Source organism: Vibrio sp. D417a (genome assembly GCF_030248595.1).
In the GTDB taxonomy this organism is placed as follows: Bacteria; Pseudomonadota; Gammaproteobacteria; order Enterobacterales; family Vibrionaceae; genus Vibrio; species Vibrio alginolyticus.
On record NZ_JAHGAM010000015.1, the window covers coordinates 314,504 to 329,224 of the forward strand.

8 protein-coding genes and 2 pseudogenes are annotated in these 14,721 nt (G+C 39.5%); 4 read left to right on the top strand and 6 right to left on the bottom strand.

The features are described 5' to 3' along the window. Window positions 1-488: 488 nt before the first annotated feature. On the bottom strand, window positions 489-6,338 hold the full coding sequence (locus tag KI742_RS15185) for an ATP-binding protein (RefSeq protein WP_258500736.1): 5,850 nt from the start codon (window positions 6,336-6,338) through the stop codon (window positions 489-491). A gap of 559 nt (window positions 6,339-6,897) precedes the next feature. Here KI742_RS15185 and KI742_RS15190 point away from each other — a divergent pair. Next, window positions 6,898-7,337 (top strand): annotated as a pseudogene (locus KI742_RS15190) (transposase); the annotation flags it as partial. Window positions 7,338-7,423: 86 nt separating this feature from the next. Then, window positions 7,424-7,885 carry a hypothetical protein gene (locus tag KI742_RS15195; protein ID WP_213899713.1) on the top strand — a complete coding sequence of 154 codons (462 nt, stop codon included), beginning with the start codon at window positions 7,424-7,426 and terminating at the stop codon, window positions 7,883-7,885. A 231-nt stretch (window positions 7,886-8,116) separates the two neighbouring features. Here the strand turns inward: KI742_RS15195 and KI742_RS15200 are convergent, their stop codons facing one another. The 5 genes and pseudogenes from KI742_RS15200 to rbsK all read right to left on the bottom strand — a co-directional run bounded on the left by KI742_RS15200 (window position 8,117) and on the right by rbsK (window position 12,604). After that, window positions 8,117-8,383 carry a hypothetical protein gene (locus tag KI742_RS15200; protein ID WP_005379032.1) on the bottom strand — a complete coding sequence of 89 codons (267 nt, stop codon included), beginning with the start codon at window positions 8,381-8,383 and terminating at the stop codon, window positions 8,117-8,119. Window positions 8,384-8,653: 270 nt separating this feature from the next. Beyond that, window positions 8,654-9,083: pseudogene (locus KI742_RS15205) on the bottom strand (type I restriction enzyme endonuclease domain-containing protein); the annotation flags it as partial. Between the two features lie 112 nt (window positions 9,084-9,195). Next, complete coding sequence (locus tag KI742_RS15210) at window positions 9,196-10,212, bottom strand: aldose 1-epimerase family protein (protein WP_174208768.1); 1,017 nt, start codon at window positions 10,210-10,212, stop codon at window positions 9,196-9,198. Between the two features lie 50 nt (window positions 10,213-10,262). After that, window positions 10,263-11,591 (bottom strand): L-fucose:H+ symporter permease, encoded by a 1,329-nt coding sequence (fucP, locus tag KI742_RS15215; RefSeq protein WP_213900131.1) that lies wholly within the window; start codon window positions 11,589-11,591, stop codon window positions 10,263-10,265. Window positions 11,592-11,674: 83 nt separating this feature from the next. Next, window positions 11,675-12,604: a ribokinase gene (gene rbsK, locus KI742_RS15220; RefSeq protein WP_213900132.1), complete on the bottom strand. Its 930-nt coding sequence runs from the start codon at window positions 12,602-12,604 to the stop codon at window positions 11,675-11,677. A 216-nt stretch (window positions 12,605-12,820) separates the two neighbouring features. Here rbsK and deoC point away from each other — a divergent pair, with 216 nt between their 5' ends. Continuing rightward, window positions 12,821-13,480 carry a deoxyribose-phosphate aldolase gene (deoC, locus tag KI742_RS15225; RefSeq protein WP_285385555.1) on the top strand — a complete coding sequence of 220 codons (660 nt, stop codon included), beginning with the start codon at window positions 12,821-12,823 and terminating at the stop codon, window positions 13,478-13,480. Window positions 13,481-13,523: 43 nt separating this feature from the next. Then, on the top strand, window positions 13,524-14,363 hold the full coding sequence (locus tag KI742_RS15230) for a DeoR family transcriptional regulator (RefSeq protein WP_250155025.1): 840 nt from the start codon (window positions 13,524-13,526) through the stop codon (window positions 14,361-14,363). Window positions 14,364-14,721 lie beyond the last annotated feature (358 nt).

The following is a 14,721-nucleotide window of genomic DNA, read 5'->3' on the forward strand; positions in this document are numbered from 1 at the left end:
AGCAGCATTTCGTTAGCGAGACGTCAAAGTTGGGAGCCCCAATAGCAAACAAGCCTTTCATTTAATCAATGAAAGGCTTGTTTTTATTCGACTAAGGACGGTTGGGATGATTTAAGTTATGCAAGAATTATTTTTTGTTTTTATGAATCATGAGAGAAGCCAGTAGTACCAATGGAATCACAACTTTCTCAACAAAAAGCACTTTCTCTAACCAAAACCTGAGAAAATCACCCTAAAATTCTCAACTATCCCATCAAGTCGATCAAAGCAATTCTCGACATTTCGTTGCTAACCAGCGCTCTGCGATACAAGCAATCCTCCTTTGCATCATACAACCACATACAACCACAACTCCGCGTAAGAAACTTTTGGACAAAATGAGTCAGTGAGTTTACTAAATTAGCATTTAACGGATTAAATAGGATATTGCAAAACATCTAACTCAGAGAGCAAATTCAACCACCTAATAAACCCATATCAACTACCTACTACTTAATGTGAATATTTCGAAACATTTTCCCTCTGGGTAGCCGATTGCCTGCAATGTAAGTTTTCATATACTCAGATACTACTGGTGAAACATAACTGGTATCCAATGCTTCTAATTGACCAGGTTTCAGCTTAGACTCAAAGTAGAAATGCTCTGTATTCGCATTATCCGTAGAAAATCCACTTTTATTAACCACACTAAATCGCCCAATTAAATAGAATTGCTCATCCGAAGACTTAAGAATAAACCTTAGATTAGGACTTGCTATAGTCGCTACCCCCAAAGAAGGACCTAAGCCATAATAACGAGCCGGGTACCAGTCTTGATACCAGAATTCCCACTTAGCTATATTTATATCACCTTCCTTAAAACTGATTCCATCAGTATTGCTTTCAATATATGGAGTACCCGTTCCCAGAGATAAATGCGGCGCATATAATCCTCTTACAGCTTTATCAACTTCAAATCTACTAGCGATTTTTTCATGCAAACATATTGATAAAGGGTAAACACCTGTAAAAATTGGGTTTTGATTATTTTCAATTGCGCTAAATTTTTCTGAAGCATTTAGTTCGCAGCCTTCAGCAATGCTCACGGCGAATACCTCTAGATCAACATTGATACCATTAACTTGATGCACAACAGGCCCCGAACCACCCAGCACCACATCATCATTACATGCAAGCTTGTCCAAAATCCTTTTCAGTTTCCTCTCAGCGGGTAACTGTTCATTCTGTATGATTTCTGACGTATCTGGCCAAAAAGCAGGTCTAGATATTGGACCAACAGAATGAAGCAACTCAGAGAAAGGATTGGCCTGTTGCACCAAGTGAAATACTTCAGATTGATCAATAGAGTAATTATTAGCCGCATATAAAATAGTTCGTACATAAGCCGACATCACCGCCGACTCTGTAGCTGAAGATAAACTACACATCAGATGATCCCGCAACCAAAACATGCCGCCGGTGAAGCTGTATGGATCAAAGTAAGAATAATTCTCCCTACTATTAATGTATTCCAGCTCTGAGGACATATGGCCAAGAAGGTCAGCACCAACATTGTTGCCCAAAGTACTTATAGATGTTGAGATATAGCCAGGCACTCCGTTTAAAGATTTTTTCAACCTTTCACTAATTCCAATATATATAGATTTATCCAAATATGAATTAGCTAGATTTTTCTCGTCGTAGTAAAACCCCAAATCTTCAAATAGATATTTCAAAGACAAGGAGTGAAATGGGACCGCCTCTATAAGTTCGTCTGCATCAAAATGTTTTTTTTCAACAAGCTGAAGTATTGATAAATATTCAACGACAGACATTTCATTAGGGAGTGATTTAATACATTCTATAAACTCTTTTCTGCACAAGCCACTATCGTCATTATCAATAATATGGGCTATCTTCATAGCTGTTTTTTTCTTTACAGCTTTATCTGGCCATTGATAAAATTTTAAGAGAAAACTAAAGGCCCATACCTCTTTAGATTTTGTATCGTGCAACCAATAGGACTCTCGAATTGGCAAGTGCTCTATATCCCTTTCCAAACCACGGACGATTACGTCAGTGACATCCGTCGCTAAATCATTCTGACCAACAGCTATTAAAAACATTACTAGCTTACTGGTTGGTACAATTGACCACTCATCGCCACGCAATTGAAGGTGCTCACCATGAGTTGAATCAGCGAACAGTTCCTCCCATCGGTCTCTATACTCTCGGGCATAATAGCAAATCATTTCTTCAGATTTTGAGCCAGAATATCTACTCCAATAACTATTAGCTCTAATACTTCTAAGTGCCCAAACATACGCCCTCCTTTTACCTTGAAGCTTCTTGCTCGCTTGATAAATAGCATCGATACTTTCCTTAAGCCCAGATAAATAAGGGAGGTCTTCATCGTCCTTGAAGAAGTTTTCATATTCAGCTATGACTCGCAGACCTTCTCCAAGATCAACCCAATGTTCTATCCATTGTGAAAGATAACTAGAATCTGAGTATCTATACTCTTTTCTTATTCTCTCTATTAAATCACCTAAATACTCTGGCACATAAGAACCAAAAGGAATTTTTATTTCTTCTTTATCTATATTGCTACTAGAATCTCTATCTCTTGGCTTAGGTGGCTCTGTACCATAATATTCAACAATTTCTTGGAGTACTGGGTCAAGAGAAGAATCTTCATTTGATCGTTCTTTAATAGCCTCAACCAAACCATAAGAATAAAAGCAGCCAATCAAATCTAGTACACCAGGCAAACTGATGTCACCGTTCTTTATATAAGCAATTAAAATATCTTCAAGTACATACCAATTCTGCTCTTCAAGGTGAAAGGAAAACTCATCGTATATTCTGCTAGGCAAATGCTTGCTCAACAGTTGCATATACCAGAATGGTATATGCCTTATTTCCCTCTCCGTGAATGAGAACATGTCTACTGTAAAACATGAAACCCTCTTCAAATAATCAGCAACATCCCCAATATCAGCATCAGAACATGCCTGAATTGATTCAAACACCTCATGAAATGTAATATCTTTTCTATACCCGTAGCCAAGCATGTACTTACAAGCCTGCTCTAAACCAGTTTTCACGGCATCCTTTAAACCGAGTGAAGATGAAATTGATACAATATCAATACACTCATCACCTAGTTCAGCTGTATTACCTTCCCTATTGTTAAGGTCATTTAAAGAATCACACCAGTAATTATTAGCACTATCATGGTCGACAGGAACGAAAGACTGTTTTACTGACTTTTGAAAGAAAACGACTGGACTCCACCACGAATAGTCTTGAACCTCATCAAGATATTTCTTATCAATATTTTCAAAAAGATTTTTTTCTTTCAGCAATAAAGCAATTTTGATGCATGCATTAGGAATGGCATGTATTACAGATAATGTTTTAGAATGAAGTTCATAATCGTACCCAATATGCTTTTTGCAACCCGAACTTTCTATATACTTGTAGATATCTAAAGGGTTTAACTTTTCGCCGTTACGGATTAACTTCGCTGTATTCACAGCTGCAATATAAAAGCCAAACCAAATCGAAAAGTCATAATTATCATCAATTTGGAGTTTTAAAATTTCTTTATCTAAAGTTAATACATCAAAAGCCAAATGATCATTCAATGTATGAAAGAAGAAATCAAGCAACTCACTTTCTGACACATCTTTATGCCTAAAATATACCGGACCAATAAAATTCTTATGTACTAGTATCTGATCTTTTAATAAATAATACGACACACCAAACGAAGAAGATAATACCTCACCTCGATAATCTCTGCTAGATAGATCAATACCTGAAATACAAGCGGCAGTTATAGAGTATTCTAAAAACTTCGGTTTACTTTCTTCAGGGAGATTAAAGTAGTCAATATCAAAAATATATTCTGAATTATCGCTTCTTAACAAGGATGAAAATAGCTTTTCATACAAACCATCTTTAGGGGTAATCCGGTCAATTAAATCAGTAACTCTGCCCACATCTGGGTCATCACAATCACACAAAACTTGAATTAACGAATCAACTATTAAGCTAAATTTATTTTCAGTTCCTTCATATATATTCGCGTAAAATACTGCCCTTTTGTATAGTTCTTGATAGCAGTTCTCTGCAACTTCTGGATACTTTTCCCTACATAGTGATGCAACAGCGACGATATCCTCGATATCTAATGTTCTTATATTGTCCGATTTCCAAAGCAATCCATATTCATCATCAGAATGCTTCATAGCCGAGCGAGAAAATTCTGAAAAATCCTGAACCTGATATTCAGGACCATTGATAAACCTAGTTTTCATCAGACGCAAATCAACTAGGCGAGTATAATTTTTATTAGAAAAAGCTACTTTTTCAGCACTAGAGATAATATGTTCGATATGCCCCAACGGATACCCATCGCATAACGAATTTATAACCCACTCTTTAGTAACACCTTTAAGCAGCGGATCAATGTTTTTCATTTCCGATTGTACAATCCAATCCCAGGCCCACCTCCAAAATGATGGAGCGTCGTTGCTAAGCCAATTACTTACAACCGGATATAGCCTTCTTTTAGCGCCTTCAAATTCTTTCCGCTTCTGGATATTTACTAATAGGCTTCCGTGAAACGGAAACACACCGCTCCGGCGGTGTTCCACCAAATGCTCAATTTCTTTATACGCCTCTAAAAATGTTTGTGTCCCTTCAAAACATTTTGCAAAGCTATTTTTACCTGGCCATGGAAATTCTGTCACAGCCATTAAGTATAGAATTTCCTTAGCTAGTTCCGAGAGGTTTGCCCAAATATTCCAGTAGTAAGTGTTAATATCACCATCCGGACACTTATCCAGCTTCTCGATATCATAAACGGACACATTCTTTTCTTTAGCTAACAATGTACGCAACGAATAAATTACATGCAAAGGATATCCGCTTGAAATCTGTTGTAATGCTAGAGCTATTTCAGGAATAGAGCTTACAGATGTGCTTCCTCCAATATTGGCGACACCGGAATCACGTAAGCCTTCAAGCCATGATCCAATTGCAGACAAATCCATATAAGGGATATCCACCCACCGATCACCTTCGACAGGGCAATTGCTTAGCAACCTGTTAGGCAACTTAGAGCTACTGACCGGCTGAGTTCCAAAGACAATTGTTACGCCTTCTGGAACTGGTAGAATTCTATTTATTAAATGTTCTAATTGAGATATATCAGACCTCTCTCTCCATACATGGTCCAATCCATCCACAATTAGTATAAATTTTTTCCCTTTTTTGCTTGCCTCCTCTCCTACACGAACTAGCCACTTATCTATATTCTCTGGTGATTCATCTAGCCCAACCCACGAAATCATTGGGGAGTTTTTGATTTGCTTAATAATTGATGATGCGGCGTTAAAGAAAGAAATCCTATCGTCCAGACTTTGAAGGCCCAGTGAATAATGATGTCGCACTGCAGCAACATTCTTAGCCTGTAGATTTTCATACAAATAGGAGAGGTAGGTGCTTTTTCCCATACCAGGAGCGCCCGACACAACCCAAGCTCCCCCCGTCTCTAGCTTATTAGTAACATCTTGATGAAAATTCATTGTTGGGGGGAGGTATTTTTCAGGTATATCAAAATACTGAGAGAGATCCCGGCTGACTCCTAGACTCAATAAGCTGTGTAGGTCCTCAAACCTTATGCATCCATCAGCCGAAGGCTCTCCTTTTCTAGTAGCCCATCTCTTTACTTTGGATAAAAATCTGTGCCAGCCCTCTTCGTTAGTGTGGTCTGGAACTAAAGAGTCATGAAGCTGATTCTCTAGATTATCAATCGTTGGTTGGCTATGTATAAAGTTGAAATTGTTGAAGAACTCCTCAGCCTCGGCCTTTCCACCTAACTGGGATTCAATAATCTTCAGGTGCTCATTTGGAATACTGCAAAGGTCGATCATTCCATTTTTCAAGCATGCAGAAACTTCAGTGTCCGGCCTTCTATTTGTTATTAGCTCGGCTTTTCCCAGTTGACTATTCTTAACCGCTTCAGTTAAGTCTTTGAACCACTTTTGAATTAGAGAAGTGCCATTCCCTGTACGATACGTTAGCCAATCAAAACTAAGTGTAAGATCTTCTCTGTTCGCATCAATTGTGAACTTAACCTGGGTTAGCTCGTATTTTCCGTCTGCTCGAAGGGCAATAACATCATCTAAGCTGGATACCTTTGCGTCAGGTAATGAGGTACTTTCTACTTTTACCCACTGATATATATCCCTATCGTGATACCAGTTAACCAATATCCTTATACATACTAGGTCCTGATATTCATACCCAAGACGGGTTAACTGAGTGCTTTTGATTGGAGGATTCATGTGAGTTGGTATTCCTTTGTGCTTCTCATTGTTCACAAGGATGCTTAGCGCGACCCCTGCGGAGAGCAGAGTGTGTTGCTACTCCATGCGTCGTTGACTTAATTCAAATCTGCTTTAGAACGATTGATGGCTTTATCCAAATTATCGTTGATTTCTGGAATAGACGGAAAAGTCATTGGTTCTGTTCCGCAAACAATTTTTGGACATCTGCTAAATTAGCTACTATCCAAAATTTAACGTACAGAAACTATTACATGCTAATGCATTGAAAAAACAAGACAAAGTTAACATTATTTGCAGAAAGATGAATAAATCTCTTCAATTCAAACAATTACAAAGTGTAGGCCGTTTTGGTAGCGGTATTGTCTGACTCTATTTCCACATTTTTAGAATAACTAAAAGTAACTCAAATTGTGCTTTGGGGAGCTGATAATCTAGCGTTCGTATCTTATTTGGGGCAAAGGCGTGTTTGCTATAGGCAGTTCATATCACCTCTGTCAACTTAAACCGACAGAGAAAAAAGTGACAAACTTTCTTGTAAATGAACGAACTATCAACAAAAGGGTTCCTGTTCTTGGTTGTCATTATCGACTGGTATAACTGTAAGGTGTTGTCCTCGCGGTTATCGAACACCATGGGTACAAGTTTTATGTATCGTGGCTCTCGAAGAGGTGCTCCAATACTACGGACCACCCGATATCTTTATCCGATCAGGGCTGCGAGTTTACTAGCACTGAGTTCACACAGAGGTTGCTCAATCAGGGGGATATGGATCAACATGGACGGAAAAGGTCGCTGGATTGACAATCTTTTTATTGAGCGACTATTGAGAAGTCTGTAATACGAGGAGATTTGCTTAAAAGATTACAGCACACCCCGTGAAGCAGAGCTTGAAATCGGGCACTACATGGTGTTTTATAATGAGGAGCGTAAACACCAGGTACTCAATGACCTCACCCTGATTAAGTCTACTTTGACAGACAGAGCTACGCTGCATAAGCTGGTCAATCACTTAAGATATTGGCTTATGTGTCCAGCCATTGGGCTTCACTTCTCTAATCCGTTCATAAAAATAAGTTTCGTAGATGCGTAAAGATAACTTATACACCTTTGATAGCTGGCCTGTAGGTACACCAGAACGCTTAATACACGGCTATTGGGAGTTGGGCGTAATGAGGCTTCACACATTTGATAGTGAATGCGGTAAAGAACTTCAAGATACGTACAATCGCATTAACCATGGACTGGGAGCTAGTGTTGTGTACATCGACCTAACTTCAATGGGAGATGGTTATCGATACAAGTCAGAAATCTTAGATGTCATTCGAAGTGATCAGCAAACATGGGTGTGGTTCGTAGGCTGTAGAGCGCTTTTGGAGAGTTCGTTGGCGGGTTGGTTACGCTCTGTTTTGACGACATACAACCTAGACCACGTTCGAGTTGCTTTTGTGCTTGATAGCCGTGAGCAATTCAACCATATCTTTCAGGATTACTCAGCTCCGTTTTATCAATCTACCATAGCTCTGGATCTCTCAAAGAACAGTTAGGCTTATTCTTAGTTACTATTAAATATTTACTCTGCGCTTTAGCTAGTTCGTATAGACCCAGCCCTAAATGATCCAATTTAAGTGACTAAAGCGTAGCTTTTACGCTCATATCATCGCTAAATCTAACTTTTGTTATTTTTCGGTCGGGTGGCAATTCAAACAAATGAGAAGTTGATACACTTGGGGCATTTTTGATTCTGGTGATTAACTCCGAAACACAAACATACTGGTTCACAACTCATCAATATCAACGTCAATTTCTGGGGAGTTTTCTCTTTGCTTAACTAGTTCTCGGTCTTGTTCATCTTCCTCAAATTCAATTCGTGAAGAGTCAAAAACATCACGTCGTTCAACTAGAAAGTCAATATCCGCCTTATCCGCACCTTCCGAATAAGCCCCCCAATCTTTTTCACTTGTAGTCACGAATTCATCGGTGTGCGCAGTATGACTTGTTAATCCTTCTAAAAGGTCTTTTTCTGACAGCAGTTTTTTACTCATAACTTACTTCTCGATTCAAAAATGACATTAGATAATTTATAACATAGTGAGCAGCTAGAAATTAGCTCTGAAACAAGGAAAGGGGCAGTTCTGCGTTACGATGATCTACCCCGTCAGCAAGCCGTTGGACATTTATTGCTTGGTTATAAAACTCTAATTCGTTCTGATTAGATTACTTTTTTTTGACCAAAAGATGTAATCATCTGGACGGCTATCAAACAAGTTATGCATAGATATTCAAAAGGCAAGGTTGATAGCTTACTTTTGTCATTATTTGTAACACGCGTCAGCGAGAACCTCTGCTTGCTCAAGTACAAGTTTGATAGTCTCCTCTGCGGCATCTGGCGGATACGTCCAGCCGCGTAACAGTCGACAAACTAAGTTACGCATACGAGCACGGACACTTTCACGCTTCTGCCAGTCAAGCGTTGCTGAATTACGAAGCTGAACTGTTAACTCTATAGCGAGGTTTCGCAAAGCATGATCGCCAAGTTCATGTACTGAGGCCTCGTTTTCAACCAAGGCCCGGTAGAACACCATCTCATACACTGAAAGATTTAGCTTATCAAGTAGCTCTTTATCTTCATGCATCTCTTTTGTCCACTGGAATCAGTTCTTCGATGACCAGAGCGGTTTCGATGCTGAGGTTGTGGCATTTGTTCAGCGTTGTCAGAATGCGGTCTAAGTGAACTACATCGTTTATATGCAAATAAGTAGATTCATAGATTCTTACTTTTTTGTCTACAAAATGGCTTTCAAACTAAAAAAACAGCCAAACAAATGGCTGTTTTTTTACATCACACCGCAAAGTTTTATTTTTCAACAATGCCTGTTTTCACTGTAAACTCTCTCACTTCCTTTGGTTGCAATTGAATCAACGTACCGTTTTTCTCAGCGGCTAAGTAACCTTCTGGTCGACAAGTTGCAGGCAGGACATAGGCTCCGACTTTTTGGTCTCCGTTGTACAAGATCCAACGCGTCGCATAGTTGAATTCTGTCGTATCAAATCGAGTAATTAACGTCTTGCCATTCGGTATTGTCATTTCAAACTCAGCATTGTCAGTATGCTGGGACAAGTCATCCATAAAATAGACGATTTCAGGATCATACATGTCTGGTGAAGAAAGCTGTTGAATGGGTGCTGATTGCGCTTTGAGTGTGTCGTTAAAATCGAGCCATTGTTGTGTTGGCTTAACATGGCCGGGAATCGATTTACGCAACTTAACCGCACTATCCGGAATGTTTTGCGTCATCTTCGCCTCTGGGAAGTATGCCGTATTCATGTGACACATATACTGTAGTGGCATTGGGACCGAAGCTAAGTTTTGCACTTTCATTTTAATCTCAAACATAGACGCCCCCTTCTCAATAGAAACTGACGGAGTCGCTAAGTAGTGGTCTCCAAAACCCATTACATACTCATATTCACCCTTTAGAGTAATTTGATATTCATCGACTTCTAACCATGCTTTATCCATATTAGCACACGGCATTTCACCGTGCAGCGGGTGATCATCTTCAGGACTTGGACAGCCATTTCTAATCATGCCAGAATGGAAAGCGAAACATCCGTATGTGGCTACAATCTCATTGTTTGGTTTCGGCTCCGAAAACATGTTCTCCATACAAATGTCTTCACCTAGAAATTTCGCATCCCAAATCATTTGCCCCATGTAAGGCAGAATTGTTAAATAACCTTTCGCATTTTCGATTTTTAACCCTTCGACCCCAGAGTTATATTGGAACGCTGATACTTTAAAATCCTCAGATTGAATTAAAATTGTTTCTTGCTGATTAAACTGTGCTTTGTTTAGTGGAATGATATACATAAATCTTCTCCGGAACAGAAAAGCCACTTATAAAGTGGCTTTTTGCTACATTAATTTGTTTGTTCTGCTAATTGAGTCTGTTTTTCGCTTTGGTTCTTATTTTTCATTTCACCTAAGAAATAATAACCAACGTATCCAAAGCAAATAAAGTTGACCAAAAACGAAAGCTGCATGCCAATAGCGTCAGCCACCAAACCTTGAATAGCAGGTACCACTGCTGCGCCTACGATCGCCATAACAATGACAGCTCCCGCTGTTTCCGTGTATTCGTTATCTACCGTATCTAATGTACCAGCGTAGATAGTTGCCCAACAAGGACCGAACAAAACACTCACACCAACAGCTACGTATACCGCGCTAAAATCGTGAACTAGAGATACATAAGCAAGAAACGCCATACCAATCACAGAATAAGCAATGAGTACTTTCTCAGCAGAGAATTTTGTCATCAGGATGTTGGCAATAAATTTACCTATAAAGAAACACACGAATGAGTACACCATATAGTTTGATGCTGCGCGTTCGTTGATATCAGCCATTTCTAGTGCTAAACGTATCGTGAACGACCACACCGCGACCTGCATACCTACATATAAGAACTGTGCAATGATGCCTTTTTTGAAGCGATTATTAGTCGATAAATACTTAAGCGTTTTACCAATAGAAGGGGCTTTTTTACCACTTTGTTGAGCCACTTTACATTTCGGGTATTGAGTGAACATAAACAACGCTAACACACCGATAAGAATGAAAATGATGTACTTATAAGGCTTCAGCGTATGTTCTAGCATCTCTAGACGGAACGCATGAATCTGATCTGGAGACATCGCCGCCATTTGTGATTCTAAGCTCGCACCGTCTTGGAAAATAAGGTACTTACCAAGCAAGATACCCGCAATAGCGCCTATTGGATAGAAAGTTTGGCTGATGTTCAAGCGCAGTGTTGCATGCGATTTTGGCCCCAACATTGAAGAATATGTGTTCGCCGCTGTCTCCAGAAAAGACAAACCCACTGCAATAGAGAAAATCGCTGCTAGGAACATAGTATAAGTTGCCATATGAGAAGCAGGGAAAAATGCAGCGCAGCCAAAGATATAAAGCGACAAACCAATCATAATAGCCACTTTATACGACGACTTTTTAATGACTAAAGAAGCAGGGATCGCAATTAAAAAATAACCGCCATAAAAAGCACTTTGTACTAAGGCACTTGCAAAGTTAGATAATTCAAAAACAGATTTAAATTGAGTAATTAGAATATCGTTTAATGCAGCCGCACACCCCCATAAAGGAAAAAGGCAAGATAATAGTATAAATTGAAATACTGGTGTTCTATCCAAATAGCCATCAGAGCCTTGGATGGTATTATTTTTTATCATTGTAGGGTTCCTTAAAGAACAGGTTATCTGTAGCTCATTAGAAATAATGAGCCAGTTTTAATTGTTAGTTCAGACCGTTAGTATTATTTAGAGTGCTTTGTTTCAAACTCTTCGAATTGTTCAATGCTCGGATAAGAGAACTGTGTTCCTTTTTCCGTCACACTGAATGCAGCAAACAGTGAAGCTTTTTCTAAGGACGTCTGTACATCACCAGTTTGCATGAAGTAGTGAGAGAAGCAGCCAATGAATGCATCACCCGCACCACTGGTATCCACTGCGTTTACTTTGGTTGGCTCAATGAATACGTCTTTACCATCTTTGCTTAACCAAAGTGCACCTTTCGAACCCATGGTAACGATGATGTTGTTCAAACCTTTATTTAGAAGAATGGTGGCGGCTTCTTTAATCTGTTCAACCGTTTCAACAGGCTTGTTCACTAGAATTTCTAGTTCAGTTTCGTTAGGCACAAAGAAGTCACAACGACAAGCATATTCAATATCAAGCTCAGGTACTGCAGGCGCAGGATTTAGCAATACTGGAATACTATGCTTATTACCAAATTCGATGGCAGCATAGACAGTTTCTAGTGGTACTTCTAGCTGAAGTACAATCAAACTGCACTCCACCAAGGTACTTTCCGCTTTATCAATGTCAGCTGGTTTTAAAAACTCATTCGCTCCTTTAATGATCAAAATAGAGTTCTGAGATGTGGAACTAACAAATATTGGCGCCACACCGCTTGAAGTCTGAGGTACTTTGCTCACATATTGAGTATTGATGCCGTAAGATTGAAAGTTTCGAATTGTATTGTCGGCAAACATGTCGTCACCCACTTTACTTACCATTACAACATCTGCTCCCATTTTCGCGGCGGCTACGGCTTGGTTAGCACCTTTACCACCACATCCCATTTTGAATAATGGAGCTTCTAATGTTTCACCTTCTTTTGGCATACGGTCTGTGTATGAAATGAGATCGACCATATTTGAGCCGATAACTGCAATTGTTTTCATGTTTAACTTCCCTTACTAATGTTATAAAACTAACATTAATCGATCTTTATGAGTATTTACTGAGATTAGGATCACTTAAATGATGTTAACGCCTATTAAGCAATGAAAAAACCAGCACTAAATCACACTTATAGGTTAATATGATAACATTAAAACTTTGAAATGTTATTAAAGTAACATACACTCTAATCCAAGATTAACGCATAGGGTAACAACATGAATCACTATATTGACCACACACTATTATTGGCTAACGCCACAACTAACCAAATCAACACACTCTGTGATGAAGCCCACGAACACCAGTTCTTCTCTGTTTGTATCAATCCTGATTTTGTTGAGCATTGCGCCGAACGCCTAAAGACATCAAATGTTAAGATCTGCACAGTTATCGGTTTTCCTTTAGGGGCAAACACCACTGCTGTTAAAGTGTTTGAAACTCAAAATGCAATCTCGTTAGGCGCTGATGAAATTGACATGGTAGTGAACATCAGCGATGTCTTAGACGGTGAGTGGGATGCTATTGAAAGAGAGATTGCCGCTATAAAAGAGGCATGTGGGCCGAAATTGCTCAAAGTCATCTTCGAAACCTGCCTACTCACCAACAAACAAATTGTTGAACTGTGTAACATTAGCAAGCGTGCTGGTGCTGATTTTGTGAAAACATCAACAGGTTTCTCAACAGGTGGTGCAACTGTTGAGCATATTAAGTTAATGCGTGATACTGTTGGCAAACAAATGGGAGTAAAGGCATCTGGCGGCGTTCGCACCAAAGAAACAGCACAAGCAATGATTGACGCTGGGGCGTCTCGAGTTGGCGCTAGTGCGAGTGTGAGCATTGTCACGGGTGAAGCTCCAACGACGAATAGTTACTAAGAGTAAGAAGCCTTCGGCTGTAAAAGGCCGAAAATGGAGAAACATGGTTACAAAGCAGTTAGAAAGACTTCGACGAATTGAAGCATGCCTAAAACACAGCGACAAAATTCATTTGAAAGAAATCGCCCGCCTTTTAGAAGTGTCAGAAATGACAGTTCGTCGTGATTTAAGCTCCAATGCTGCTCATTCTTTTCCTCTTGAATACTACGGCGGATATATCCGTCGTGGTGATCCAATCGTTCATGATGAAGTTACGGAAGATCTTGAACAGATGTCTTCGAAAGTATCTTCTCAGGCGATTCCACTTCAGAAAGCGCGCAATACAACAGTTTTCCCTCCAGTCAAAGTGAACAACTATATCTCGGCTATCGTTTCTGACTTTATAGAGATGAATGATGTAGTGTATTTCGACAACGGAGTACTTAACGCTGACATTATTGGTTCAATACCCGATCATGTGAAATTTACAGGTGTTACTGCTTCTATGAATGTCTTTTTGGCATTAAAGAATAAACCTAACTGTAAGTCTATCTTGCAAGGCGGCGATTATAACGCTGTACATGATATCTTCGTCTCCACCTCTAATGATGTGCTAACACCTATGATATTTCAGAAAGTGTTTATTTCGTCCGCAGGTGTTCACGATAGGTTTGGCGTGACAGCTTCGGATATGTTGGTAGCAAACATTGCGAATCTGGTTATGGAAAGGAGCATGAAAAAGTATCTGATAGTAGAAAAGAAAACTATCAATCAAACCGCCACATACAAAATCGGTAACTTGCTAAATTTCCACTATTTGATCTCTGATGATGCCTTACCTCATAAGCTCGAAGCGGCTTGTAATGAAGCACGACTGCAGGTTCTAACCCCACCGGTTGATTAAATTGGTGAGAAAGAGTGGAGGCGGTTTTGTCCCGAAGCGACTTTGCAAACATAGAAACTCACTATTTTTGCATAAATATTATTATCGTTACATGAGCTGTATTTGGGCAAATTTCAGTAGTTCGTGGCCGCGAATATTTTAGCCGTAAATGATAATGGGGCACTTTCGAGTTAGAAAGTGCCACAGGTAAAAATTCAATCCGAGATGCTTTTGGACAAAGGCGTGTCAGTGGTTCTTCTGATTTAGCTATCATCGAATAACTTTAGATATCCCAAAACGCAATCAGGCACCACTGAACGCAGTGCCTGAGATGGAAGAAAATGGACAGAATGTATGGTACGCCCCGTTTTGCAAGTGA